The sequence below is a fragment of the Amycolatopsis sp. 2-15 genome (assembly GCF_030285625.1).
Lineage (GTDB): Bacteria > Actinomycetota > Actinomycetes > Mycobacteriales > Pseudonocardiaceae > Amycolatopsis > Amycolatopsis carbonis.
Genome location: NZ_CP127294.1, coordinates 5,204,587 through 5,228,616, shown reverse-complemented (window position 1 = coordinate 5,228,616; position 24,030 = coordinate 5,204,587). Strand labels below are relative to the sequence as shown.

The window sequence follows — 24,030 nt, the reverse complement described above, 5'->3', positions numbered from 1 at the left end:
GAACACGGAAAGGACCCACCATGGCCGACGTGCTCACCTTCGGGATCGAAGAAGAGTTCCTGGTCGTCGACGACCGGGGCCGCCCGGCGCACGCGGCCGCCGCCGTGCTCGATTCGGCCGACGACAGCGGCGCGGGAGAGCTCCAGCAGGAGCTCACCAAGGCACAGGCCGAAACCGCCACCGGCATCTGCGTGACCCATGACGAAGCGGTCGAGCAGCTGCAGACGATGCGCACCTCGCTCGCCCGGGCAGCCGACCGGCACGGGCTGCGGATCCTCGCCTGCGCCAGCTCGCCCGTCTCCGCCGGCGAGCTCCCCGCCATCACCGCGACCCCGCGCTACCAGCGGATGGCCGCGCACTTCGGCGCCACCGCGCGCACCACGCTCACCTGCGGCTGCCACGTCCACGTCGCCGTGCCCGACCCGGAGACCGGTACGCGTGTGCTCGGGCACGTGCGGCCGTGGCTGCCGGCGCTGCTGGCCGTCACGGCCAACTCGGCGATCGCGGACGGCCGCGACACGGAGTACTGCAGCTGGCGCCACCAGGAGTGGGCGCGCTGGCCCTCGGCCGGGCCGCCGCCGCGGTTCGCCTCCCACGCGGACTATGAGGGCGTCGTGGACGCGTGGCTGCGCGCGGGCGCGATCCTCGACCGCGGGATGGTCTACTGGGACGTGCGACTGTCGGAGCAGCAGCCGACGATCGAGTTCCGCGTCGCCGACGTCGCCGCCACCGCCGAAGAGGCCACGCTGCTCGGCGTGCTGTGCCGGGCGCTCGTGGCCACGGTGCTCGACGCCGGTGAACCCCCGCACCTGTCCAACGAGGTGCTGCGCGGCCGGCTCTGGCGCGCCTCCCGCGAAGGCGTCACCGGCCACTGCTCCGACCCGGGCACCGGCGACCTGCTGCCCGCGGTCGAGGTGCTCAAGCGGCTGACCGAGTTCTGCGCGCCCGCCCTCGGTTCCGCCGGGGACACCGAATTCGTCAGCGAAGGCCTCGCGCGGCTCGCTCGCGACGGCGGCGGAGCCGACCGCCAGCGGCGGGTCTTCGCGAACCGGGAAAGCGCCCTCGACGTCGTCGACCGCTTCGCCGTCCCGGCCGGCGCGGCGAGACCGGCGCCGGCCTGACCCGCCCGGACGGTGGCCGTGCCGTCACCCGGTTACGATGAGTGGCCCAGTTCGGAAACTCCGCCCCAGTCCCCGGCGCCAGTGGAAAGGCAGCGACATGCCTGTCGAGCCTCGCTTCGCCGACCCGGTGCGGGTGCTGCTCGTGGAAGACCACGACATGGTGGCCCAGGCTCTCGAACTGGCCCTCCAACGCTCCCCCGCCATCTCCGTGGTCGGGCGCGCCCGCTCACGCGAAGCCGCGACGACCGACACGGCCCGGCTGCGGCCCGACGTCGTGGTCCTCGATCGGCGCCTGCCCGACGGCGACGCCGTGGCCGCGATCGGCGACCTCGCCGCACTGGGTTCGCAGGTCCTCGTTCTCACCGGCGACGCCACTCCGGCCGTCGCCGCGCGCGTGGCCGAGGCCGGCGGCCGGGGGCTGCTGCTCAAGTCCGCGCCGCTCGACCAGCTGGAGTCAGCCGTGCAGCGCGTGGCCGAAGGCGAGGTGGTGTTCGACGCGGCCCTGCTGCCCGGGGTGCTCGACCGGCTCACCGGCCGCGTCCGCGGCAACGGCTCGGCGCTGACCGCGCGAGAGCAGGAGACGCTGCAGCTGCTGGCGGAAGGCGCGAGCACGGAAGAGATCGGCGACCGCCTCGGCGTCACCCGCAACACCACCCGCAACCACGTGCAGCGCGTGCTCGAGAAGCTCGGCGCGCGCTCAAAGCTCGAAGCGGTCGCCTTCGCGCGGCGCGAGGGCCTGCTGGAGTGATGCACCTGCGTCAGTGACGCGGTGGTGATCTGCGTCTGCCGCGCCGCCGCTGTTTCGCCGAGAGTGGGGACGTGGAGGTTCCCGCCCCTGTCGACGCCGAGTGCGCGCTGCCCGAGTCGGTGGCCGGTCTCGCGTCGGCGCGCGACTTCACCCGGGCGACCCTGACCGGGTGGGGTTTCGGCGCCGTGGCCGACGACGCCCAGCTGATCGTGACCGAGTTGGCGACCAACGCGGTGCAGCACGGCAAGGGGAAACCCGTGCTGCGGCTCAAGTACACGGGCTCGGTGGTCCGGCTCGAGATCGCCGACGACAGCACCGCGCTGCCCGCGACCCGCGAGTCCGGTCCGGACGGTGGCTGGGGTCTGCGGCTGGTGCAGGAGCTCTCGCTCGCGTGGGGCGTCACCCCCGGCGCGTCGGGGAAGGTCGTGTGGTGTGAGCTGGGCCGCACTCCGCGCGAGTGAGCCGGAGGCTGCCCCGCTGACCTCGATGGGGCACAGTTGGGGCATGGACGAACCCGCGGGCGACGACCTCGGCCTGTTGGTGCGCGGCGTCCTCGACTACGCGATCTTCATGCTCGACCCGACCGGCCGGGTCGTCAGCTGGAACGCGGGTGCCGAACGCATCAAGGGTTACCGGGCCGAGGAGATCATCGGGCAGCACTTCTCCGTGTTCTACCCGCCGGAGGAGATCGCCGCGCGCAAACCCGAGCGCGAGCTCGAAACCGCGTTGATCGACGGCCGCCTCGAAGACGAAGGCTGGCGCCTGCGCAAGGACGGCACCCGCTTCTGGGCCAACGTCGTCATCACCGCCCTGTTCGACGACGCCGGCAACCACCGCGGCTTCGGCAAAGTCACCCGCGACATGACCGAACGCCGCACCGCCGAACAAGCGCTGCGCGAGAGCGAGGAACGCTTCCGCCTGCTGGTGCAGGACGTGGTCGACTACGGCATCTTCATGCTCGACCCCGGCGGCCGCATCGTCAGCTGGAACGCCGGCGCCCAGCGCATCAAGGGTTACCGGGCCGAGGAGATCATCGGGCAGCACTTCTCCGTGTTCTACCCGCCGGAGGAGATCGCCGCGCGCAAACCCGAGCGCGAGCTCGAAACCGCGTTGATCGACGGCCGCCTCGAAGACGAAGGCTGGCGCCTGCGCAAGGACGGCACCCGCTTCTGGGCCAACGTCGTCATCACCGCCCTGTTCGACGACGCCGGCAACCACCGCGGCTTCGGCAAAGTCACCCGCGACATGACCGAACGCCGCACCGCCGAACGGGCCCTGGTGCAACGGAGCCGCCTGGTCGGGCACCTCGTGGACGCCCAGGAGGTGGAACGGCGGCGCATCGCGTGGGACGTGCACGACGACTCGATCCAGTCGATGGTCGCCGTCGGCATGCGGTTGCAGCTGCTGGCCGACCGGCTGCCCGAGGAGCACCGCGAAGGCCTGTACACGCTCGACGAGTCGGTGCGCGCGGCGGTGGGCCGGCTGCGCACGCTCGTCTCCCGGCTGCGGCCGCCCGACCTGGACCGCCACGGGCTCGTGATCGCGCTCGCCGGTCACCTCGAAGAGGTCCTGCCCGGCTGGGGCCTGGAGTACACGCTGCGCCACGACCTCACGGCCGAGCCCACCTCGGAAGCCGCCGTGACGGGATACCGGATCTGCCAGGAAGCGCTCACCAACGTGCACAAGCACGCCCGCGCGGCACGAGTGGAGGTTTCGTTGTCCACAGTGGACAGAGGCACGCTCTTCCGCGTGACCGACGACGGGGTCGGCACCGCCGTGACCGGCACCGACCCCGGCCGCGACCACTTCGGGCTGATCGAGATGCGCGAACGTGCCGAGTCGGCCCACGGCTGGTGGTCGATGTCCAGCAGACCCGGTGAAGGGACGAGTGTGGAGTTCTGGCTGCCGAGCGCCCCGGACGAGCAGCGATGACCGGCCCCCTGCGCGTCGTGATCAGCGACGATGACGACATGATCCGCGACGCCCTGCGCGAGGTGCTCGAGGAGCAGCCCGACATCGAGGTCGTCGGCGTCGGGCGCGACGCGGAAGACGCGATCACGCTCGCCGAGCGCCACCGGCCCGCCGTCGCGGTGCTCGACGTGCGCATGCCCGGCGGCGGCGGGGCCCGCGCCGCGCGCGAGATCGTGACCCGCTGCCCGGGGACGGCGGTGCTCGCGTTCTCCGCCTACTCCGACCACGCGTCCATGGCCTCCATGGAGACCGCGGGCGCGGTCGAGTACCTCGCGAAGGGTGTGCCGAACCGCGAGATCGTCGCGGCGGTGCGGCGGCTGGCCGGACGGTAGCCGCGCGCTCACGAGGGGTTCCGGTCGCCGGGACCGCGTACGTCCGATCGGAGCCACTTGCGCCGGATCGCCCGCGTGGCAGGAAATTCACCCGAAAATGGGGTGTGAGGCGACCCGGATCCGGGTAGCCGATGCTCGCCTGACAGGGCGATCCCCTTCCCCGGCGACAGAGAGGGTGTCCCTCGTGAGCAGCTTCGTGGATGCGGACCTCGGCGTGGACCACCGCTTCGACCGCGCGTTGCGCGGCTACCTCTCCCGGGTGGCCGCCGCGGTCGGCGTGGGACTGGAGTCCTGCACGGTCGACCTCGACCTGCCGGTCTCGGCCTACATCGCCCTCGACCGGCGGCTCGAACGGTTCCCCGACCGGGACCTGGCGCTGCTGTGGGACGAGGTGCACGGCTGGTCGGCGGCGATCGAGGCCTCGTGCGGGGAGGACCTGATCGTGCTGGCCTACCTGGACGGTGACGACGTGCTCGCCGAGCCGGCGGCCGTCGAGCGGTTCCTGGGGGCGCTGCGCGCGGCCGACCACTCCCTCGGCCGCCCCGACCCGCGCAAGCTGCGCGACGCGGGCGGGCACGACGAGCTGCTGGACCGCCTGGCCTGACGCGGGGCGATGCGTCGGCGCGGGCGAAAGCGGGTACTCCCCGGTCGGGAAAGGAGTGCGCCATGGCACCGAAACGGCCCGTCTGGAGCGGCTCGCTCACCCTCGGCCTGGTGACGGTGCCGGTGCGGCTCTACAGCGCGATCGAGGACCACACCGTGCACTTCCGCCAGTTCGAGCGCGGCACGAGCGACCGTATCCGCTACCGGCGTGTGAACGAGCGCACCGGCGACGAGGTGGAGCTGGCCGAGATCGTGAAGGGCTACGAGCTCGACGACGGCGACTACGTGCTGGTCGAGCCCGAGGAGCTCGACGAGATCGCGCCCGGGCGCAGCAAGTCGCTCGACGTGGAGGCATTCGCCGACATCGCCGACATCGACCCGATGTTCTTCGACCGCACCTACTGGCTCGCCCCCGCGAGCTCCGACTACGACAAGCCGTACTCGCTGCTGCTGGCGGCGATGGCGAAGACGGACAAGGCGGGTGTGGCCAAGTTCGTGCTGCGCGGGCGCGAGTACCTGGCGCTCGTGCGGGCCGGCGACGGCGTGATGCTGCTCGACACGCTGCACTTCGCCGCGGACCTGCGGGACCGGGAGAAGTCGCTGCCGGACCTGCCGGAGAAGGCACCGGCGCGCGGCAAGGAGTTCGACATGGCCGTGGACCTCATCGAGGCCCTCACCGAGGACTGGCGGCCCGAGGACTACCGCGACTCGTTCACCGACCGCGTCCACGAGCTGATCGCGGCCAAGCGCAAGGGCGACAAGGTCACGCCGGCCGCCGAGGCCGCGGAGCCGACGAAGGTGGTCGACCTGTTCGAGGCCCTGCAGCGCAGCGTGAAGAACGGGAAGCGGCGCGGCAAGAAGGAGAAGGGACCGCAGCTCTCGGACCTCACCAAGGCCGAGCTCGACGAGCTGGCCAGGGAACGCGAGATCAAGGGCCGCTCGAAGATGAAGCGCGCGGATCTGGAACGGGCGTTGGAAGAGGCGTCCTGACCGTCCGCCGGGAAACCGGAGTCACCGGGCTCGCGCGAGCAGCCAGTCCAGCGCGGTGGGCAGGGCGTTGAGTACCGAGATGTGCCCGTCGCGGGGCCGCAGCCACAGCTCGGCGTCGGGCAGGTGCGTGAACAGGTGCTGCGCGTGCGACGCGGGGACCACGCGGTCGGCGCCGCCCTGCGCCAACAGGACCTGCGTGCGCACGTCGGCGAGTTCGAAGCCCCAGCCGGACGCGTAGGCGACGTCGTCGTCGACCTCACCGTCGTGGCCCGCGCCGCCGGCCTCCCCGGCGTCCGCGCCGAGCGGTCCCCACGCGCCTTCCAGCGCGGCCCAGTCGAGCGCGACGAAGCTCTCCGGGTCGAACTCGTGCGTGAGCGCGTGGGTCATCCGCGCGTCGCGGCCTTCGCGCGCCGCGCGCAGCGAGGTCGGGTCGGCCATGCCGGCGAACCAGTCGAACTCCTCGGTGTACGGCGCGACCCCGGCCAGCGCCACCGCCGCCGTGACGCGGTCCGGCAGCTGCGCGGCGGCCGCCAGCGCGTGCGACCCGCCGCCCGAAGCGCCGACCACCGCGAAGCGGCCCAGCCCCAGCGCGTCGGCGAGCACGCGCACGTCCTCGGCCGCGGACCCGACGGTGCGGCCCGGCACCGTCGTCGACCCGCCGTAGCCCGGGCGGCCGTAGGAGACGACGCGGATCCCGCGCGCGTCCGCGGCCTGCAGAACCGGTGCCAGCAGCGCTCCGGTCTGCGGCGTGCCGTGGAGCCAGACCACGGTGAGGGTGTCGCCGCGGCCGCTGTCGTGCACGCGCAGCACGCGGTCGCCGGCGAGGGTCAGGTCGTGTGAGGGCCCCATGCGGCGCGACTCTAGCGGCCGCGGCGCGTGAGGGAACGGCGTTCGCGGGGTACTTCGCGAGGTATGGACCCAGACGCGCACCCAGACCTCCGGCTCGACGACACCGCGGCCGAACACCTCGAACCCGACCGCGCGACGCTCGAAGCCGTCGGCAAGATCACCGAGGCGATGGAGACCGTCGAGATCGCCCGCGGCCGGCTCTACGAGTTCCACCAGCTCACCGGCTCCGCGGACGAGAAGCTCTCGGCCGGCATCGCCATGCTGCGCGCGGCGGGCCACCCCGGCCACGCAGACCGCCTCGCCGAGCACCTCCTCGGCCGCAACGTGCTGCACGGACGCTGGACGTTCCAGATCGTGGAGGAGTACGACACCACCTACTACCGCGTGTTCCACGACCACGAGACGCGTGTGCGCGAGCTCACCCGCGGCGTCCGCCACCTCGCCGAGGCCCGGGTGAAGCGCGAGAACCGCACCCCCGGCTTGCCCGGGCACGAAGCCACGCCCAACTCGCACGACTGAGCCGCCGCTTCGAACCCACCGCGCTTGGCACCCCAGCGCCTCGAAAACGACGCGCCACAAGCCTTCCCGCTAAGGTTTCGGTGACGGAACCGCGCGAGTGGAGGCACCAGGATGAGCAACGTCGAGACCGAGCCACCCGTCCTGGACTGCGGGGACGACGCGGCCGGCCACGGCGGCGTCGAGGTCCTCGGCGCGCGGGACGTGCCGCTGGGCGGGCCGCGTGCGATGAAGGTGCGCCGCACGCTGCCGCAGCGCAAGCGTTCGCTCGTGGGCGCCTGGTGCTTCGCCGACCACTACGGCCCCGACGACCCGAGGACGACCGGCGGCATGTCCGTCGGCTCGCACCCGCACACCGGGCTGCAGACGGTGAGCTGGCTGTTCGCCGGCGAGATCGAGCACCGCGACAGCCTCGGCTCCCACGCGATGATCCGCCCGGGCGAGCTGAACCTCATGACCGGCGGCCACGGCATCTGCCACTCCGAGGTCTCGACGCCGGAGACGACCGCACTGCACGGCGTGCAGCTGTGGGTCGCGCTGCCTGACGCGCACCGCCATGCCGAACGCGACTTCCAGCACTACGCCCCGCCCGCCACCGACCTCGGCGACGCCACCGCACGCGTTTTCCTCGGCACGCTCGCCGGTGCGACCTCGCCGGTCAAGACGTTCACCCCGCTGCTCGGCGCGGAACTGGTGCTGGAGCCCGGCGCCCGCGTGACGCTCGACGTCGACCCCGAGTACGAACACGGCGTGCTCGTCGACACCGGCGAGGTCGCCTTCGCCGGCTCGGCGCTGCACAGCACCGACCTCGGGTACCTCGGCATCGGCCGGGCCACGCTCGAGCTCGCGAACACCGGCGACGGCCGCGCGCGCGTGATGCTGCTCGGCGGGCCGCCGTTCGGCGAGGAGATCGTGATGTGGTGGAACTTCGTGGCCCGCACGCACGAGGAGATCGTGGAGTACCGCAAGGCGTGGCAGGCCGAGGCGCCGCAATTCGGGGCGATCCCCGAGGTGCCGGGCGCACCCGCGCGGTTGCCCGCGCCGGTCCTGCCCAACGTACGGATCAAGCCGCGCCGGAACCGCTGACGAGCGCCGCGAAGATCCGGTCCACGTCCTCTCGCCCGGTCCGCCAGTTGCTGAACGCGGCCCGCAGCGCGGGCACGCCCGCGTAGACCGTCGGCGTCACGAACGTCTCGCCGCCGGCGGCGACGGCGCGCACCACGGCGTCGATGCGCTCCTGCGTCGGGTCTTCGGCCAGCGTGAAGCACACGACGTTGAGCCGCACCGGCGCGAGCAGCCGCCACTGCGGCGTCCCCGCCAGGCGGTCGCCGAGGTCACGGGCGTGGGCGACGCAGCGTTCCACGATCTCCCGGTGGCCCGCCCGGCCGTACGCCGCGAGGGTGCACCACGCCGCCAGCGCCCGCAGCCGCCGCGACGATTCGGGCGTGCGGTGCACGAAGTCCGGGTTGTCGCCCGGGTGGCCGAGGTAGGCGGCGGAGTTCTGGAACACGCGCACCTGCAGGTCGAGGCGGCGGCTGAACTGGATGGCCGAGTCGTAGGGCACGTTGAGCCACTTGTGCAGGTCGACGCACACCGAGTCGGCCAGCTCCAGCCCGCCGACGAGCGCCGCGTGCTCGGGCGAGAGGGCGGCGAACCCGCCGAACGCCGCGTCGACGTGCAGCCAAAACGGGTACTTCGCCTTGAGCGCGGCGATCGCCCGCAGGTCGTCGAAGTCGACGGTGTTGACCGTGCCGGCGTTGGCGATCACGATCGCGGGCCGCCCACCCAGCGCGGCGAGCTCCCGGTCCAGGGCCTCGACGTCCACGGCCTCGCGCTCAGGCTGCACGGTCACCGGCCGCAGGGCCGAGCGGCCGAGACCCAGCACGGACATCGCCTTGAGCGCGCTGGAGTGCGGTGATCCGCTCAGCACCTCGACCGGGCCGAGCGCCGCGACCCCGGCGTCGGCGACCGTGACGCCGAGCCGCTCCCCCAGCCACTCGCGCCCGATCGCCAGACCGACCACATTGGACATCGTCGCGCCGGACACGAACGCGCCGCTGAACTCCGGCCCCAGGCCGAACAGCTTCGCGAGCCAGCCCACCGTCTCGCGTTCGAGGTCCGAAGCCGAGGAATCCAGCGACGACACGGGGTTCTGGTCCGCCGCGGCGGTGAGCCAGTCACCGGCCACCGCCGCGGGCGTCGCGCCGCCCGTGACGAAGCCCAGGTACCGCGGCCCGGCGCTCGCGGCGAACCCCGGCGCCCAGCGGCGCCCGAACTCCGCGAGCGCGGCCCGCGCACCCACGCCGTCCTCCGGCAGCTCCGCGGGTTCGAACGTCCCCGGCGGCACCGCCACCGGGCGGTCCGCCACCCCCGCGAGCAACTCGCCGGCCTGCGCCCGCGCGGCGTCGAGCAGTGCGGGCAGGCCGTCGAGGTCTTCGACCAGCTTCGAGTACACAGCCACCTCCTGCGGCGACCCTAGCTGCGCGCGGCCGCGCCCGTCGCAGGCCAATCCCCGGGAACTGGTCTTGGCGCGGTGATCGCGCACCTGCGTCACCAGCACAGGTCACGCCGTGGACAGGAGCGCGTCGACCGCCATCCCGGCGCGTGTCTCCGCGGTCGCGATGCGCTGCCGGTGCTCGACGCGCACCGAGCGGCCCAGACGGCGGGCCAGCGGAATCTGGGTCATGGGCGAGACCGGTGAGACGACGGTGAAGTGCAGGACTTCCCTGGAGATCCGTGCCATCCGGTTCGCCTCTGCGCAAGGTGGGCTCGACGTAGCACGTGTAGAGGTAGTCCAGCGGTCGGTGTCCCGGGAGAACTCGTCCACGCACACCCGGCCGAGGCCAGGGGGTGTCCACAGTCGTCCGGTAGAACGCGGTGACGATCGAGCGCAGCTGCTCCGCGGGGTCGGCCGGCGGGATGCGGGCGAGCTGCGGCACCATGGCCGCATCCACGACCGCGCGCCAAAAGGCGGCCTTCGATCCGTACCTGTCGTTGATGAAGTTGTGGCTGGCCCCGAGACGCCGGGCCAGCTCCCGGGCGGACGCCGCGTCATAGCCCAGCTCGGCGAACACTTCGAGCCCCTTCGCCAGGACCTCGTTGTCGTTCGGTACGGCGGGTGAGCCCACGCTCGGGCGCCCCGGTCGCCGCGCGGTCTTCGGGCGCCCTGCAGATCAAGACTCGCGATGAGGAGTTCCGGATGAAGGACAAGGACATCGCGCTGGTCTGAGCCTCCGAGCCGGCGCGGCCAGTTTCGCTCGTCGCCACGCGGTGCGCCAAGTGAACCGTGTGGCGACGAGCGAACCGTACGACACCGCGGGCCTCTCTTTCCCCGGGAACTGGCCCGCTCAGCGGCTCAGCCGCGTCCGCGTCCGCCCCGGGTCGAAGTTCACCTTGCGCACCGGACCGGCGACCAGCAGCACCAGCGCCACGGCCGACACGCCCGCGAGCACGAGCGCGGCCACGAACTGCGCGGCCTCCGACGTGGCGGAGGCCAGTACCGCGAACCCGGCGAGCACCACGACGGTCGGGCCCGCCAGTGCCACCACCGTCGCGAGCACCGGTACCCGCCGTCCGTCGGGACGCCGGGCCGAGACGACCGCCGCGCCGGCGCACACCACTGCGGCCACGAGAAGGCAGCCGCCCACGGTGTCGGAAAGCCGGTGCCAGCCGAGCGCGACGGTCGCCGCGGCGACCCAGGCGACGCCGAGTGAACCCACGGCGAGCACCCAGGTGCGCATCCGGGCGGGCAGTACCACCGCCAGCGCGAACAGCACCGCCGTCGCCGCGCTGACGTGCCCGCTCGGGAAGCTGTTGTGGCTCGCGACCGCGTAGCCGTCGTGGCTCCCGGGCCGGTCGAGCACGTAGATCTTGAGCAGCTGCGCCGCGACCAGCGGGGTAGCCAGCAGCACCAGCGCCGTCACGCCAAGGGCGAACCGGCGCCGCACCAACGCCAGCGCGAGCACGAGCACCGCGACCGCGCCGAGCAGCACCACGAGGTCCACGTCGCGCAACGGCATCGCCCAGTCCACAGTGGACGGGCCGGTGGCCTGCGCGCTGTGCACCACACCGTTCTCCGCCTCCTGGCCCGCCGCGGTGCGCACGAAGAGCAGGTACGCCGCGAGGAACGCGACCGCGCAGCCCACCGCGCTCGCGACGAGCAGCACGGTGCGCGACGGTGTCCGCACCTCGAGCGCGTGGCGCGAGGAGCCGGACGGGGTGATCGGGGGTGCCTCGGGGAACGTCACTGCCATGGACCCGAGTCTCGGCGCGGGATTTAGCGGTCGGGTCAGTGCCGTGTCATGGTTTTGCTACAAGATCGCCCCGGTTCGCCCCACGCTGCGGTTTTCCGAATAATGGCCGGGGTGGCAGAGGTGTTGGTGGTCGAGGACGACGCGGCCGTGCGGGAAGGACTCCAGCTGGCCCTGCGCAGGCAGGGCCACGTGGTGCACACCGCGGGCTCGGGCGAGGCGGGGCTGGACCTGGTGCGCAAGCACCTGCCCGACATCGTGGTGCTCGACCTGATGCTGCCCGGGATGGACGGGTTCGAGACCTGCCGCCGGATGCGCGCGCTGGGCGAGGTGCCCATCATCATGCTGACCGCGCGCAGCGACGACTTCGACGTGGTCGCGGGCCTGGAGGCCGGCGCCGACGACTACGTGGTGAAACCGGTGGAGCCGCGGGTGCTCGACGCGCGGATCCGCGCGGTGCTGCGCCGCGCGGTCAGCGATCACGACGCGCGCGCGGGCGAGGTCGAACGTCACGGCGAGCTGGTGATCGACCGCGCCGGCATGCTCGTGACGAAGCGTGGTGCGCAGGTGGCACTCACGCCGACCGAGCTCAAGCTGCTGCTCGAGATCTCCCGCACGCCGGGCCAGGTCTACAGCCGCCAGCAGCTGCTCACCGCCGTGTGGGACCACGACTACCTCGGCGACTCCCGCCTGGTCGACGCCTGCGTGCAGCGGCTGCGGTCCAAGATCGAGGACGTGCCGGCGCGGCCCGACCACGTCCAGACCGTGCGGGGCTTCGGCTACCGGTTCGGCCGCTCGTGAGGGTTCCCCGGCTGCGGCCGTGGCTCTCGGGGCTGCGGCCCCGGCTGGTGCTGTCCTTCGCGGCGATGACCCTGGTCGGCGCGGCCGCGGCGGCCGGCGCCAGCTACGGGACGGCGCGCACGACCATCCTGCAAGGGGTGCAGGACCCGGCCATGGTCCAGCTGCGCGACCAGGTCACCGCGTACCTGCCGCAGATGACGCTGCCGCCGGACCAGCGCCAGCTCGACAACCTCGCCGACAACCTCAAAGGCACCACCGTCGCGATCTGCCGGGACCTGCATTCGCGGTCGGCGCTCGATCCCGCCGAGCTGCCCGCCGACCTGCGCCAGGAGGTTGCCACCGGCGCCACGATCCAGTTCAAGCGGGTGATCCGCGGTGATACTCCGCTGCTGATGGTCGGGATGCCGGTGCTGCAGCGCGGCGACAACGGGGTGGCGCACACGGGCGTCGAGGTCTACTCCATGGTGTCGCTGGCCGCCCAGCAGACCGCGATCGACCAGCTGGCCACCCGCGCGTGGCAGACGGCCGCACTGGCGCTGCCGATCGCCGTCGCGCTGGCGCTGCTGGCCGCCCGGCAGGTGCTGCGCCCGGTGCGCGAGCTGAACACCGCCGCCCGCAAGCTCGGCCACGGCCAGCTCGACGTCCGTCTGCGCGCCAAGGGCTCCGACGAGCTGGCCCAGCTCGTGACGACGTTCAACAGCACCGCGGCCGAGCTGGAGCGCACCGTCGGCACGCTGCGGGAGATGGAGGCCGACGCGCGTCGCTTCGTCGCCGACGTCTCCCACGAGCTGCGCACCCCACTGGCCGCGATGAACGCGGTCACCGACGTGCTCGACGAGGACGCCGAGCAGCTGCCCGCCGACACCGCCGTGGCCGCGCGCCTGGTCTCGGCCGAGACCCGCCGGTTGACCCGGCTCGTGCAGGACCTGGTGGAGATCTCCCGCTTCGACGCCGGGCGCGCCGAGCTGCGGCTGGAGGAGTGGGACGTCGCGCAGGGCGTGACCGACAGCCTCGCGGCGCGCGGCTGGACCGCCGCCGACGGGATCGTCGCCGACCTGCCGGCCGGCGTCGTCGCGACCGTCGACCCACGCCGGCTCGACATCGTCGTCGCGAACCTCGTCGGCAACGCCCTGCGCCACGGCGAACCGCCGGTCGAGGTGCACCTGGCCGCCGACGCGCACACCGTGACGCTGGAGGTCACCGACCACGGTCCCGGCATTCCCGACGCCGTGCTGCCCCACGTGTTCGACCGTTTCACCAAGGCCGACTCCGCGCGGGCGCGCTCGGAGGGCAGCGGGCTCGGCCTGTCCATCGCGCGGGAGAACGCCCGGCTGCACGGCGGCGACGTCGAAGCCGCCAACACCGGTTCCGGCGCGCGATTCACCCTGTGGCTGCCCCGCCACCCCCGGCCCGGAGGGGCGCGATGAGGAAGCTCGTGACCGCGCTCGCCGTGCTCCTGCTCGTGACCGCGTGCGGCATCCAGCCCACCGTCGTCGTGCCCGCCGGCCCCGCCCCGACCGCCCTCGGCCCCAGCGCCCGCGCGAACCAGCTCACGCTGTACTTCCTGGTCGACGGCCAGCTCGCACCCGTCGTGCGCAGCTGGGGCAGCCCGGTCTCTCCGGAGCTGGCGGTGAACGAGCTGTTCCAGGGCCCCACCCCGGCCGAGCAGGAGAGCGGCTACTACTCGCTGCTGTTCCCCGGCAAGGGCCAGGTCACCATCAACACCACCAGCGTGCCGCCGACGGTGACCATCCCGTTCTCGATCAAGCCCCTCTACCTCGGCGTGGACCAGGTCGTCTGCACCACCGTCGCCGCGATGTCGGCGGCGGGGCTGCCCGTGGACCTGCGCGGCGTTTCGGTGGTCACGCCCGATTCGCGGATCGGTCCCGCGCTCTGCACCTTCTGAAGCGGGGTTCTAGGCGGAATCAGGCGGGGTATGCCCGCTGGGCCCGCGCGTCGGCCAGCGAACGCGCCCACCACTCCAGCTGGTCGAGCAGCTTCTTCACCGCCGCACCGGTGGTTTCGGCGTCGGTGGGGCTGCCGGACTCGTCGAACCGGCCGTGGGCGCCGTGAAAGCTCACGGTGTCCCGGATGGTCACGGCGTGCAGCTCGGCGAAGACCGGGCGCAGGTGCTCCACCGCGCGCAGGCCGCCGGAAAGCCCGCCGTACGCCACGAAAGCGACGGGTTTGGCCTCCCACCCGGAGCGGAACCAATCGACGGCGTTCTTGAGCGAGGCCGGGTAGCTGTGGTTGTACTCGGGCGTGATCACGACGAACGCGTCGGCCCCGGCGAGCCGGGCCGCGAGGTGCCGGACCTCCGGCGCGGGCTCGGAGCCGAACGCGGGAAACGCCAGTGGCAGGGCCAGATCGGCGCAGTCGACCACGTCCACCTCGAAGCCACCGTGCGCGGCGGCCTCGCGGGTGAACCAGTTCGCGACCGTCGGCGCGAACCGTCCTTCCCGGACACTGCCGACGATCACGGCAACCCGGACGGGAACTTCCGACACGATGGTTCTCCTCGAATCCCTGTGCGGGACCGGGTGTCCCGCACGGGAACCGAGTCTGGAACTTCAAGCATTGTTGAAGTCAAGCTATCCTCGCCCGCATGACCAAGACGGAGCTGCCCGAGCTGAGCGTGGGCGAGCTGGCGCACCGCACGGGGGTGCCCGCCTCGGCCCTGCGCTTCTACGAGGACGAGAAGCTGATCCGCAGCCGGCGCACGGCGGGCAACCAACGCCGGTACCGCCGCGACACGCTGCGGCGTGTCACGTTCATCCGGATGTCACAGCGAGTGGGCATGCCGTTGTCGCAGATCCGCGAGGTCCTCGCGCTGCTGCCGGACGACCGCACCCCCACCCGCGCCGACTGGGCGCGCATCTCCCACCGCTGGCGCGAGGACCTCGACGAGCGCATCCGGCAGCTGGAGCAGCTGCGCGACCAGCTCACCGACTGCATCGGCTGCGGCTGCATGTCGCTCACGAAGTGCCGGCTGGCGAATCCCGGCGACCGCCTCGGCCGCGAGGGCCCGGGGCCGCGACGGCTCCCGGACCACCGTGGGGACGGCTACGCAGACCCTCAGCCCAGCACGAGTCCGCGCACGTAGGCGGCCTGCCCGGCGTGCTGCAGATCGTCGGACAGCACGCTGACCAGCCGCACGCCCAACGTCACGGGTGGGTCCCAGCGTTCGTCGACGACGGCGTCGAGCGCTTTGCCCTCGAGGCTGCCGACCCACGCCACGGTCTGCTCGTGCACGGCGTCGTAGTAACCGGTCAGCAGCTTGGGGTCGTCAACCTGCACGGCCGCGACGTCGTCGCTGCTGTGCGCGTAGCCCGTGTCCGCGGGCGGGAAGGGCAGGCCGAAGCGGCGATGCCAGTCCTGTGCGGTCCAGATCTGCTCGGTGCCCGCGGCGTCGGCCACGTGGTCGTCCTGCACCCGCGTGAGGTGCCAGACGAGCCAGGCGATCGAGTTGGCGCCCGGCACGGGCCGGGTGACGAGCTGGTCACCGGTCAGGCCGTCGACCGACTGGTGCACGACCTCCTGGATCCGGCCGAAGCCGTCCACGAGCAGATCGGCCACGTTCATCCGTAGTCCTCCTCGGTTCGTTCCTGCCTGCTACCCCGATCATGCCGCACGCAAACCGCCGCGCCACCACCGAATTCCGGCGGTCTGGCGCGGCGGCGGCCGACCCGGCGCTCCGGCTACGCTCCGAGCAGCTGGTCGAAGAACGAGCGGTAGCGGCGCAACGCGATCCGCAGGTCCTCCGTGGCGGGCTCGCCGTCGCGCCACTGCGCTTCCAGCTCGCCCTTGTGCGCGGCGAAGGTCTCGGCCAGCGAGCTGATCACGGAGGCGACGAGCTCGTCGGCGTCACGCACGGCGCGGCGCGGGTCGTCGACGAAGTCCGTCTGCACCTCCTGCCAGCGGTTGCGGAAGCGCTCGACGTCGCCGCCTTCGAACAGCGGCGGGGCGCTGTCGGTGCGGGCGCCGCGGTCCGCCGTGGTGTCCGCGTCCCTGGTGATTCTGCCCTGACCGTCAGCGTCCACATCGGACACTTCACGCGGGCGCTCTTCGGGACGGTCCCCGCGCTCTTCGGTCCTGGGCCGTTCGGCGGCACCCGCCAGATCGGCGGTGCTCAGACCCCGGGTTTCCTGATCGGTCATGTCAGTGTTCTCCGTTCCGCTCGTGGGCGCTGCGGTGGTTGCTGCCGCGTGCCGCGGTGTGCTCGGGGCGGCGCTCGTCGGTGCGGCTGCCAGTACGCGTGTCAGTACGCGTATCACTGCGGCTTTCGGCGCCGGTGTCGTCGGTCAGCAGGTCCTCGAACACGGTGCGGTAGTGCACCATCGCCGAGCGCAGTTCCTCTGTGGACAGTGCCGTCTCCGCGTGCCGGCGGTGCGTCTCGTGCGCCGCGCGATAGTGCTCCAGTGTGCGGGAGTGACGCACGGACAGGTCCGAAAGCTGCTGGTCGAAGCCCTCGGTCGGGTACCCGCGCTCGGACATCACGGCCACGAGCAGGTCGTCGGCCTCGTCGAGCGCCCCGGCGGGCTGGTCCACGAACTTCTCCTGGATCAGCGCCCAGTGCTGGGCGTAGCGCTCGCGCGCCGAGGCCGAGAGCGGCCGGATGTCGAGGTCACGGTGCCGGCGTTCGCGTTCGGCCAGTTCTCGTTGCGCCGCCCGCGGGCTGTCGTTCTCCTCCACCGCACGCGAGTACTCGGGACCGAACTGCTGCTGCAGTCGTTTCCTTTGCCGTTCCTGGACGACGAGCCAGGCCACGGCACCGATCACCACGACGGCGACCACCACGATCACGACGATGAGCCAAGTGGGCATCGCACGAACTCCTTCACGGATTTTGTCGAGCCCCCCGTACCGACCGGGTGCCCGCCGCTGTCCAGGCGAAACGCGAATGCCGCCGAATGAACGGCGTTTTCGGCCGAGTGGCCCTGCCCGTACCCCCGGATGCGGTACGGTTCGGACATCAGGGCGGAACCCGGCGGACGGGAGGACAGCGCGTGGACACCACCGTGCGGCTCGCTTCCGGCGCGCTCCGCGTCGTGCCCGGCTTCGGCAACATCGCCGGCGTCCCCGTCCCCGGCTGGGCCGGCACGCTGCTGACGGTGGTGTGCATCGTCGCGGCGCTCGCGGTGCTGCTGCTGATCCTGCGCAACCGGCGCCGGTGAGCCGTTTCTCCGCTGTCAGCTCAGGTAGTTGCTGACCTCGATCAGGTTCTCGTCGGGGTCGCGGAAGTAGACGCTGCGGATCTCGCCCGTGGCGCCGGTGCGTTCGACGGGCCCCTCCTCGATCGGCACGCCCGCTTCGCACAGTTCTGAAATCACGTCGTCGAGCGCGTCTTCGGTGATGAGGCACAGGTCCGCGCTGCCCGGTGTCGGGCGCAGGGCCTTGGGTTCGAACTCGTGGCCCGCCTGGTGCAGGTTGATCTTGCTGCTGCCGAACGCCAGTGCCTTGCGCCCGCCCTTGAACGTCACCTCCGCCATGCCCAGCACCCGGGTGTAGACCGCCACCGTAGCCTCGACGTCGGCGACGGTGAGCACGAGGTGGTCCAGGCGGTCGATGCGCATCGAGTGTCCCCTTTTCCGGCGGTCGGGTCAGGCGCGGGTGAAGCGGGTGGTGATCACGTGGTCCTTCGCCGGGCCGGCGACCACCCACTCCTGGCGCCAGTGGTCGGCGTCGAGCACGCGGTATTCGCCGCGGTAGAGGTCGTCGCGGCACGGGTGGTCCGTGCTCCACCGGCCGGTGGCCAGGTCGAGGTCGTGGAAGAACCCGCCGTGGTCGAAGTGCACGGCGGCGCGGGCGCCCTCGGTGTGGTAGAGCAGGGTGCGGCTCACCGGCCCGGCGTAGCCGGCCAGCCGCAGCTCGCCGGTCTCGTGGTAGACGAGCACGCCGGCACGGGCGCTGTCGGGGGTGAACGTCGCGGTGCCGGTGACCTCGCCCATCGGCTCGCCGTCAGCGGCCACGATGTCGCGCGAGAGCCGCCAGGCGCCGGCGAAGTGCGCGGCGAGGTCGGTGATCGCGAAGTCCACCCCGCCATTCTGCGCCCGCGCGTGCGACGTGACGCGGTGGCAGGGTGGGGATCACACACAGCGTGACTTCCGTGGCGCGAGCGGGACACTCGTGCCGGAAACGCGCCGAGGCCCCCGGGGTGGCACCGCGGTGTCGGTCCCGGCGCCTAGAATCGGCCGGGTGGCTCACCCCGACCAGGCCCAGCGCTCCCCCGCCGTCGAAACCCTGCAGCGCGTGTTCGGCTACGACGCGTTCCGCGGCGATCAGGCGGACATCGTCGAAACCGTGATCTCCGGCGGAGACGCGCTGGTGCTGATGCCCACCGGCGGCGGGAAATCGCTGTGCTACCAGATCCCCTCTCTCGTGCGGCCCGGTGTCGGCGTGGTGATCTCGCCGCTGATCGCGCTGATGCAGGACCAGGTCGACGCGTTGCGCAACGTCGGCGTGCGCGCGGGATTCCTCAACTCCACGCAGGATTTCGGCGAGCGCCAGCGCGTGGAGGAGGCGTTCGTCGCCGGTGAGCTCGACCTGCTCTACCTGGCGCCGGAACGGCTTTCGGTCGAGTCGACCGTGCGGCTGCTCGACCGCGGGAAGATCGCGCTGTTCGCGATCGACGAGGCGCACTGCGTGTCGCAGTGGGGCCACGACTTCCGGCCCGACTACCTGATGCTGTCGTCGCTGCACGAGCGCTGGCCGGACGTGCCCCGCATCGCGCTCACCGCCACGGCCACCGAGGCCACGCACAAGGAGATCTCCGCGCGGCTCAACCTCGACGGCGCGCGCCATTTCGTCGCGAGCTTCGACCGGCCGAACATCCAGTACCGCATCGTCGGCAAGAACTCGCCGCAGAAGCAACTGCTGGAGCTGCTGCGCACCGAACACAAGGGCGACGCGGGGATCGTCTACTGCCTTTCGCGCGCGTCGGTGGAGAAGACGGCGGAGTTCCTGGTGCAGAACGGAATCCGCGCGGTGCCCTACCACGCGGGGCTCGACAAGCGCACCCGCGCCGAGAACCAGTCGCGGTTCCTGCGCGAGGACGGGCTCGTGGTGGTGGCGACCATCGCGTTCGGCATGGGTATCGACAAGCCGGACGTGCGGTTCGTCGCGCACCTGGATCTGCCGAAGTCCGTGGAGGGCTACTACCAGGAGACGGGCCGCGCGGGCCGCGACGGGCTGCCGTCCACGGCGTGGCTCGCCTACGGGCTGCAGGACGTGATGCAGCAGCGCAAGATGATCGAGAGTGGCGAGGGCGACGAGGCCCACCGCCGGCGGCAGGCCGCGCACCTCAACGCGATGCTGGCGCTGTGCGAGACCGTCGAATGCCGCCGCACGCAGATCCTCGCCTACTTCGGCCAGACCGGCGAGCCCTGCGGCAACTGCGACACCTGCCTCGCCCCGCCCGAACGCTTCGACGGCACCATCCCCGCCCAGAAGCTGCTCTCCACTGTCGTGCGCTTGCGCAACGAACGCCGCCAGAAGTTCGGCGCCGGGCAGATCATCGACATCCTGCTCGGCAAGACCACCCCGAAGGTCACCCAGTTCCAGCACGACACACTCAAGGTCTTCGGCATCGGCACCGAACTGCGCGAACAGGAGTGGCGCGCCGTCGTCCGGCAGCTGCTGGCGCAGAACCTCCTCGCCGTGGAAGGCGACTACGGCTCCCTCGTCCTGACCGACGGCAGCACCTCGGTACTCAACGGCTCACGCACCGTGTCCCTGCGCCGCGAACCAGAACGCCCGGCCCGCGCCGCGCGCACCTCCCGCCGCAGCACCGCCGCGGCCGTGGAAATGCCCGCGGAGGCCGCCCCCTTGTTCGATCGCCTGCGCACCTGGCGCGCCACCACGGCCAAGGAACAGGGCGTCCCCGCCTACGTGATCTTCCACGACGCCACGCTGCGCCAGATCGCCGCCCAGCGCCCTGGCTCGCTCTCCGACCTGGGCACCGTCAGCGGCGTCGGCGAGGCCAAGCTGGCGAAGTACGGCGAGAGCGTGCTGGCCGCGTTGGCGGAGGAATAGGGGCGGCGGCGGAGCAGGGGCGGCACCCGGCCGCCGGCACCCCGATCTCCGTTCGCCGCGACGGGCGGGATCGGGGTGCCCTCGAGGTCAGTGGCCCGGCTTCGGTTTCGTCGCGTCGGAGACCTTCTGGGTCACGCCGTTGATCTTCGCGTGGTACTTGCCCTTGGTCTTCTGGTCGACGAAGTTGGCGGCCTTGCCCACGGCCTGGTTGACCTTCTCCGGGTTCTTCTTCGCGTACGACGTGACGGCACCGGCCGCACCGGCCAGTACGGCGAGTCGTTTGAGCATTGCCATTGGAGTCCTCCCGCGGGTTGCTCGTCATCCCCTCAACGCTGTGATGAGTACCCGGAGTTCCCCGATCCGAACATTCCGGGCGTGGACCCGCGGAAATCCACGCGACCCGCGGCGGCTGACCAGGCATGATCGGCCCCATGCGAGATCTCGCGGCGCTGCCGAAGGCGCACCTGCACGTCCACCTCGAGAGCACCGTGCGGCCGGCGACGCTGCGCGAGCTGGCCGATGCGAACGGTGTGGCGCTGCCCGGTGAGACGCGAACGTTCACCGGGTTCCGCGACTTCGCCGACTACAACTCCCTGATCCGCGCCTGCCTGCGCACGCCGGAGGACTTCGAGCGCGTCGCCCGGGAGTTCTGCGTGGACGAAGCCGCGCAGGGCACGCGGTATGCCGAGGTGACGTTCACGGCCGCGTCACACGGGGAACGGCTGGGGGACCTGGAGATGCCGCTGGTGTCCGTCCTCAAAGGACTGTCCGAAGGAGAGCTCGAGACCCGGGTGATTCTCGACCACTCGCGCCGCCGGTCCGTCGAACGTGCCGAGCGCACCCTGCGGCTCGCCCTCGCCCACGACGAGGTGGTCGGCCTCGGGATGGCGGGCGAGGAGCGCCACTCGCTCGTCCCGTTCGCCGGCGTCTTCGCCGAAGCGCGCGAGGCCGGGCTTCACCTCGTGCACCACGCGGGCGAGCACGCGGGGCCCGAGAGCATCCGCGAAGCCCTCGACGTCGGCCGCACCGAGCGCCTGGGCCACGGCATCCGCGTCCTCGACGATCCCGAACTGGTCACCGAGGTCCGCGACCGCGGGATCGCGCTCGAGGTGTGCCCGACGTCCAACGTCGTCCTCGGCCTGGTGCCGAGCCTGGCGAAGCACCCGCTCCCCCGGCTCGTCGGCGCGGGCCTCGCCGTCACGCTGAACACTGACGTCCCCTCGGTCACGCGCACCACGCTGACCGACGAGTTCACCACCGCGCGTGACACGTTCGGCTACGACGACACCGCGCTGACGGCGCTGGCCGAAGCCGCCGTGACGGCGTCCTTCGCGCCGGAGGAGACGAAAACCGTGCTGCGCAAGGAGATCGCCGCGTGGCTCACACCGGCAGCAGGCGCGTGACCAGCGTGCTCAGCTGCTGGACGTTGCGGCACTCGTGCATTTCCACGAGCTCCGCGTACGCCAGCGCCGCCGAGTCGCCCGTGGACCACAGGGCGCGACGCTCGGGGTTGAGCCAGTAGACGTGCCGCGCCCGGTCGCGGATGGCGCGGACGGCGTCGAGGTTGGGGTCACCGCCGTTGGTGCGCGCGTCGCCGAGGATGAGCACGGAGGTGCGCGGGCCGACCGCGTCGAGCCATTTGCCGGTGAACCCGCGCAGGGCACCGCCGTAGTCGCTGTGCCCGTCCCAGCGCACCACGGCCGCCTCTTCGAGAATGCGCGCACCCAGGTGCTCCGGGTCGGCGACGCCCGCGGTGACCAGGTGCGTGACCTCGTCGGTGCTGTCCACGAACGCGAACACACGCACCTTGCTGAACTGGTCGCGCAGCGCCTGCACCAGCAGCATCGTGAAGTTCGCGAACCCCGCGACCGAACCCGACAGGTCGCACAGCAGCACGATCTCGGGCCGGCCGGGCCGTCGGTGCCGGAACGCCGGGCGCACCGGCACCCCACCCGTCGACAGCGACCGCCGCAGCGTGCGCCGCAGATCGATCTGCCCGCGCGTGGTGCGCTTGCGACGCGCGGCGAGCCGGGTCGCGAGCTTGCGCGACAACGGCTGCACGGCCCGGCGCAGCTGCGCCAGCTGCGCGCGGCTGGCGATGAGGAAGTCCACGCGGTCCGCGGCCGGCGCGATCGCGTGCTTGGCGACGCGGTCGCGCCCCCGCACCTCGGCCGCGCGTCGGCGGGCCTCCGTGCGCACGTTTCCGCGGAAGTCCTCGACTCGGCGGCGGACCTCGTCGCGCGTGAGCCGGTCGGTGAACTCGCCACCCTCGTCGGAGCCGCCGCCCGCGGCCCGGATCGCGGCGAGCACGCGCACGATCAGCGTCTGCGGCTGCAGCCGGTCCAGCGTCTGGTGTGCCGAGAATCCGCCGCCGGCGCCGGAACCCGCGCCGTACCCGCCGAGCATCTCCACGGCGACGCCGGCGAGCTGCGCCAGCGCCTGCTGGTCGCCCTCGGCCAGCGCGGCCGCCACGGCCTCCCGCAGCTGTTCGAGGTCCCGCGGCCGGTCGTCGCGCGCCAGCTCGGGTACCCCCACACCGGCCGGGAAGTACAGGTCGAACGCGGCGTCGAACACCGCCCGCTGCCCGCCGCGGCGCACGAGCGCGGCGGCGAGCCCCTCCCGCACGAGCTCGCGGTCGTCGAACCCGAGCACCTCCAGCGCGGCCCCCGCGTCGACGGTCTCGGCCGGGCCCGCCGGGATGCCCTGCGCCCGCAGCGCCTGCACGAACGCCGTGAGCCGCTCGGTGACGCCGGGCGCGCTCAAGACGCGTCCAGCACCTGGTCGAGCTTGAGGCCCGCGCCGGCCTTGGTGATGTCGTCCTGGTGCTTGAGGACCACGCCGAGGCTTTCGCGCACGATCTGCTCGTCGAGTGTGCCGGCGCCGAGCTCCAGCAGCGTCCGCGCCCAGTCGATGGTCTCGGCGACCGACGGCAGCTTGCGCAGGTCCATGGCACGCAGCGCGGCGATCACGCGGACCACGGAGTCGGCCAGCGCCGCGTCGATCCCGGGCACGCGCAGCTTCACGATCCGCAGCTCGAGCTCAGGGTCGGGAAAGTCGATGTGCAGGAACAGGCAGCGCCGCCGCAGCGCCTCGGACAGCTCGCGCGTCGCGTTGGACGTGAGCACCACGAACGGGTCGCGGGTGGCGGTGATCGTGCCCAGCTCGGGCACGGTGACCTGGAAGTCGCCGAGCACCTCCAGCAGCAGGCCCTCCACCTCGACGTCGGCCTTGTCGGTCTCGTCGACCAGCAGCACGGTGGACTCGGTGCCGGAGATGGCCTGCAACAGCGGGCGGCGCAGCAGGAACTCCTCACCGAAGATGTCGGTGCGCGCGTCCTCCCACGTCTCGTCGCGCCCGGCGGTGATGCGCAGCAGCTGCTTGGCGTGGTTCCACTCGTACAGCGCGCGCGCCTCGTCGATGCCCTCGTAGCACTGCAGGCGCACGAGCCGCGAACTGCTGACGGCGGCCACCGCCTTGGCCAGCTCCGTCTTCCCCACGCCGGCCGGCCCCTCCACGAGCAGGGGCTTGCCCAGCCGATCGGCGAGGAACACGGTGGTCGCCACCGCCGTCGAGGCGAGGTAGCCGACCTCGGCCAGCTGCGCCGACACGTCGTCGACGGACGAGAAGAACCCGGTGCCCACGTGACCTCCTAAGCGGATGCTCACCTCGCACTGTACTGGCCGGCCCGCGGTCCGTCTCCACGATCCGCGCGAGTGCGCGGTTGAGCTCCGCCGCGGTCTCCTCGCCCAGCCGCTGCGCGAGTTCCCGCTCGTCGTCGCGGATCGCGGCGAACGCGACCTCCAGCGCCTCGACGCCCG

Annotated in this window: 29 protein-coding genes and 1 pseudogene; 16 read left to right on the top strand and 14 right to left on the bottom strand. The window is 72.2% G+C overall.

Annotated elements, in window-relative coordinates:
- Window positions 1–20 precede the first annotated feature (20 nt).
- From QRX50_RS25945 to ku, 7 genes are all read left to right on the top strand, one after another.
- The gene (locus QRX50_RS25945) at window positions 21–1,121 is read left to right on the top strand and encodes a carboxylate-amine ligase (RefSeq protein ID WP_285965782.1); all 1,101 of its coding nucleotides are present in this window, start codon (window positions 21–23) and stop codon (window positions 1,119–1,121) included.
- Between the two features lie 97 nt (window positions 1,122–1,218).
- Entirely contained in the window at window positions 1,219–1,869 is a 651-nt protein-coding gene (locus tag QRX50_RS25940; RefSeq protein ID WP_285965781.1) for a response regulator transcription factor, read from the top strand.
- 71 nt (window positions 1,870–1,940) lie between these two features.
- Window positions 1,941–2,330, top strand: coding sequence for an ATP-binding protein (locus tag QRX50_RS25935; RefSeq protein WP_285965780.1), 390 nt, complete (start codon window positions 1,941–1,943; stop codon window positions 2,328–2,330).
- 43 nt (window positions 2,331–2,373) lie between these two features.
- The gene (locus tag QRX50_RS25930; protein WP_285965779.1) at window positions 2,374–3,801 is read left to right on the top strand and encodes a PAS domain-containing sensor histidine kinase; all 1,428 of its coding nucleotides are present in this window, start codon (window positions 2,374–2,376) and stop codon (window positions 3,799–3,801) included.
- Window positions 3,798–4,172: a response regulator gene (locus QRX50_RS25925; RefSeq protein ID WP_285965778.1), complete on the top strand. Its 375-nt coding sequence runs from the start codon at window positions 3,798–3,800 to the stop codon at window positions 4,170–4,172. The genes QRX50_RS25930 and QRX50_RS25925 overlap by 4 nt, the downstream gene beginning before the upstream one ends.
- 184 nt (window positions 4,173–4,356) lie before the next feature.
- Window positions 4,357–4,776, top strand: a complete 420-nt coding sequence (locus tag QRX50_RS25920; RefSeq protein ID WP_285965777.1) for a DUF6292 family protein — start codon at window positions 4,357–4,359, stop codon at window positions 4,774–4,776.
- Window positions 4,777–4,838: 62 nt separating this feature from the next.
- Window positions 4,839–5,765, top strand: coding sequence for a non-homologous end joining protein Ku (ku, locus tag QRX50_RS25915; RefSeq protein WP_285965776.1), 927 nt, complete (start codon window positions 4,839–4,841; stop codon window positions 5,763–5,765).
- A gap of 21 nt (window positions 5,766–5,786) precedes the next feature.
- Here the strand turns inward: ku and QRX50_RS25910 are convergent, their stop codons facing one another.
- On the bottom strand, window positions 5,787–6,614 hold the full coding sequence (locus QRX50_RS25910) for an alpha/beta fold hydrolase (RefSeq protein WP_285965775.1): 828 nt from the start codon (window positions 6,612–6,614) through the stop codon (window positions 5,787–5,789).
- Window positions 6,615–6,677: 63 nt separating this feature from the next.
- Here QRX50_RS25910 and QRX50_RS25905 point away from each other — a divergent pair, with 63 nt between their 5' ends.
- Together QRX50_RS25905 and QRX50_RS25900 are read left to right on the top strand one after the other, a co-directional pair.
- Window positions 6,678–7,133 carry a hypothetical protein gene (locus tag QRX50_RS25905; protein ID WP_285965774.1) on the top strand — a complete coding sequence of 152 codons (456 nt, stop codon included), beginning with the start codon at window positions 6,678–6,680 and terminating at the stop codon, window positions 7,131–7,133.
- Window positions 7,134–7,244: 111 nt separating this feature from the next.
- Entirely contained in the window at window positions 7,245–8,216 is a 972-nt protein-coding gene (locus QRX50_RS25900) for a pirin family protein (RefSeq protein WP_285965773.1), read from the top strand.
- On the opposite strand, the gene QRX50_RS25895 is transcribed toward QRX50_RS25900, so the two are convergent.
- The 4 genes and pseudogenes from QRX50_RS25895 to QRX50_RS25885 form a co-directional block, all read right to left on the bottom strand.
- A complete protein-coding gene (locus QRX50_RS25895; protein WP_285965772.1) occupies window positions 8,194–9,585 on the bottom strand; it encodes a pyridoxal phosphate-dependent decarboxylase family protein in 1,392 nt (463 codons plus the stop codon). The genes QRX50_RS25900 and QRX50_RS25895 overlap by 23 nt on opposite strands.
- Window positions 9,586–9,693: 108 nt before the next feature.
- Window positions 9,694–9,873 carry a hypothetical protein gene (locus QRX50_RS25890; RefSeq protein WP_285965771.1) on the bottom strand — a complete coding sequence of 60 codons (180 nt, stop codon included), beginning with the start codon at window positions 9,871–9,873 and terminating at the stop codon, window positions 9,694–9,696.
- Between the two features lie 274 nt (window positions 9,874–10,147).
- Window positions 10,148–10,204 (bottom strand): annotated as a pseudogene (locus QRX50_RS49720) (hypothetical protein); the annotation flags it as partial.
- A gap of 273 nt (window positions 10,205–10,477) precedes the next feature.
- Window positions 10,478–11,383, bottom strand: a complete 906-nt coding sequence (locus QRX50_RS25885; protein ID WP_285965770.1) for a phosphatase PAP2 family protein — start codon at window positions 11,381–11,383, stop codon at window positions 10,478–10,480.
- 111 nt (window positions 11,384–11,494) lie between these two features.
- Between QRX50_RS25885 and QRX50_RS25880 the strand changes: the two genes are divergently transcribed.
- Genes QRX50_RS25880 through QRX50_RS25870 form a run of 3 tightly spaced genes read left to right on the top strand, consistent with a single transcriptional unit; the run spans window position 11,495 to window position 14,087 of the window.
- Window positions 11,495–12,181: a response regulator gene (locus QRX50_RS25880; protein WP_285965769.1), complete on the top strand. Its 687-nt coding sequence runs from the start codon at window positions 11,495–11,497 to the stop codon at window positions 12,179–12,181.
- Window positions 12,178–13,608: an ATP-binding protein gene (locus QRX50_RS25875; RefSeq protein WP_285965768.1), complete on the top strand. Its 1,431-nt coding sequence runs from the start codon at window positions 12,178–12,180 to the stop codon at window positions 13,606–13,608. The genes QRX50_RS25880 and QRX50_RS25875 overlap by 4 nt, the downstream gene beginning before the upstream one ends.
- Window positions 13,605–14,087: a hypothetical protein gene (locus QRX50_RS25870; RefSeq protein WP_285965767.1), complete on the top strand. Its 483-nt coding sequence runs from the start codon at window positions 13,605–13,607 to the stop codon at window positions 14,085–14,087. The genes QRX50_RS25875 and QRX50_RS25870 overlap by 4 nt, the downstream gene beginning before the upstream one ends.
- Window positions 14,088–14,106: 19 nt before the next feature.
- Here the strand turns inward: QRX50_RS25870 and QRX50_RS25865 are convergent, their stop codons facing one another.
- A complete protein-coding gene (locus QRX50_RS25865) occupies window positions 14,107–14,688 on the bottom strand; it encodes an NADPH-dependent FMN reductase (RefSeq protein WP_285965766.1) in 582 nt (193 codons plus the stop codon).
- A 98-nt stretch (window positions 14,689–14,786) separates the two neighbouring features.
- Here QRX50_RS25865 and soxR point away from each other — a divergent pair, with 98 nt between their 5' ends.
- Window positions 14,787–15,284 carry a redox-sensitive transcriptional activator SoxR gene (gene soxR, locus QRX50_RS25860; protein ID WP_285965765.1) on the top strand — a complete coding sequence of 166 codons (498 nt, stop codon included), beginning with the start codon at window positions 14,787–14,789 and terminating at the stop codon, window positions 15,282–15,284.
- Here soxR and QRX50_RS25855 read toward each other — a convergent pair.
- From QRX50_RS25855 to QRX50_RS25845, 3 genes are all read right to left on the bottom strand, one after another.
- Window positions 15,257–15,763, bottom strand: a complete 507-nt coding sequence (locus QRX50_RS25855; protein ID WP_285965764.1) for a mycothiol transferase — start codon at window positions 15,761–15,763, stop codon at window positions 15,257–15,259. The genes soxR and QRX50_RS25855 overlap by 28 nt on opposite strands.
- A gap of 116 nt (window positions 15,764–15,879) precedes the next feature.
- On the bottom strand, window positions 15,880–16,338 hold the full coding sequence (locus QRX50_RS25850) for a hypothetical protein (protein WP_285965763.1): 459 nt from the start codon (window positions 16,336–16,338) through the stop codon (window positions 15,880–15,882).
- Between the two features lies 1 nt (window position 16,339).
- On the bottom strand, window positions 16,340–17,005 hold the full coding sequence (locus QRX50_RS25845; protein WP_285965762.1) for a hypothetical protein: 666 nt from the start codon (window positions 17,003–17,005) through the stop codon (window positions 16,340–16,342).
- 182 nt (window positions 17,006–17,187) lie between these two features.
- On the opposite strand from QRX50_RS25845, the gene QRX50_RS25840 reads away from it, so the two are divergent.
- Complete coding sequence (locus QRX50_RS25840) at window positions 17,188–17,355, top strand: hypothetical protein (protein ID WP_285965761.1); 168 nt, start codon at window positions 17,188–17,190, stop codon at window positions 17,353–17,355.
- Between the two features lie 15 nt (window positions 17,356–17,370).
- Here QRX50_RS25840 and QRX50_RS25835 read toward each other — a convergent pair whose 3' ends face one another.
- Together QRX50_RS25835 and QRX50_RS25830 are read right to left on the bottom strand one after the other, a co-directional pair.
- A complete protein-coding gene (locus tag QRX50_RS25835) occupies window positions 17,371–17,754 on the bottom strand; it encodes a VOC family protein (RefSeq protein ID WP_285965760.1) in 384 nt (127 codons plus the stop codon).
- A gap of 27 nt (window positions 17,755–17,781) precedes the next feature.
- Window positions 17,782–18,216: a DUF6314 family protein gene (locus QRX50_RS25830; RefSeq protein WP_285965759.1), complete on the bottom strand. Its 435-nt coding sequence runs from the start codon at window positions 18,214–18,216 to the stop codon at window positions 17,782–17,784.
- 160 nt (window positions 18,217–18,376) lie between these two features.
- On the opposite strand from QRX50_RS25830, the gene recQ reads away from it, so the two are divergent.
- Window positions 18,377–20,212 carry a DNA helicase RecQ gene (recQ, locus tag QRX50_RS25825; protein WP_285965758.1) on the top strand — a complete coding sequence of 612 codons (1,836 nt, stop codon included), beginning with the start codon at window positions 18,377–18,379 and terminating at the stop codon, window positions 20,210–20,212.
- Between the two features lie 87 nt (window positions 20,213–20,299).
- Here recQ and QRX50_RS25820 read toward each other — a convergent pair whose 3' ends face one another.
- A complete protein-coding gene (locus tag QRX50_RS25820) occupies window positions 20,300–20,500 on the bottom strand; it encodes an antitoxin (protein WP_434533139.1) in 201 nt (66 codons plus the stop codon).
- A gap of 143 nt (window positions 20,501–20,643) precedes the next feature.
- Between QRX50_RS25820 and add the strand changes: the two genes are divergently transcribed.
- Entirely contained in the window at window positions 20,644–21,615 is a 972-nt protein-coding gene (gene add / locus QRX50_RS25815; RefSeq protein ID WP_285965756.1) for an adenosine deaminase, read from the top strand.
- Here add and QRX50_RS25810 read toward each other — a convergent pair.
- Together QRX50_RS25810 and QRX50_RS25805 are read right to left on the bottom strand one after the other, a co-directional pair.
- Window positions 21,593–22,975, bottom strand: coding sequence for a vWA domain-containing protein (locus tag QRX50_RS25810; protein WP_285965755.1), 1,383 nt, complete (start codon window positions 22,973–22,975; stop codon window positions 21,593–21,595). The genes add and QRX50_RS25810 overlap by 23 nt on opposite strands.
- Window positions 22,972–23,853 carry an AAA family ATPase gene (locus QRX50_RS25805; protein WP_285965754.1) on the bottom strand — a complete coding sequence of 294 codons (882 nt, stop codon included), beginning with the start codon at window positions 23,851–23,853 and terminating at the stop codon, window positions 22,972–22,974. Before QRX50_RS25805 ends, QRX50_RS25810 begins: the two co-directional genes overlap by 4 nt.
- Window positions 23,854–24,030 lie beyond the last annotated feature (177 nt).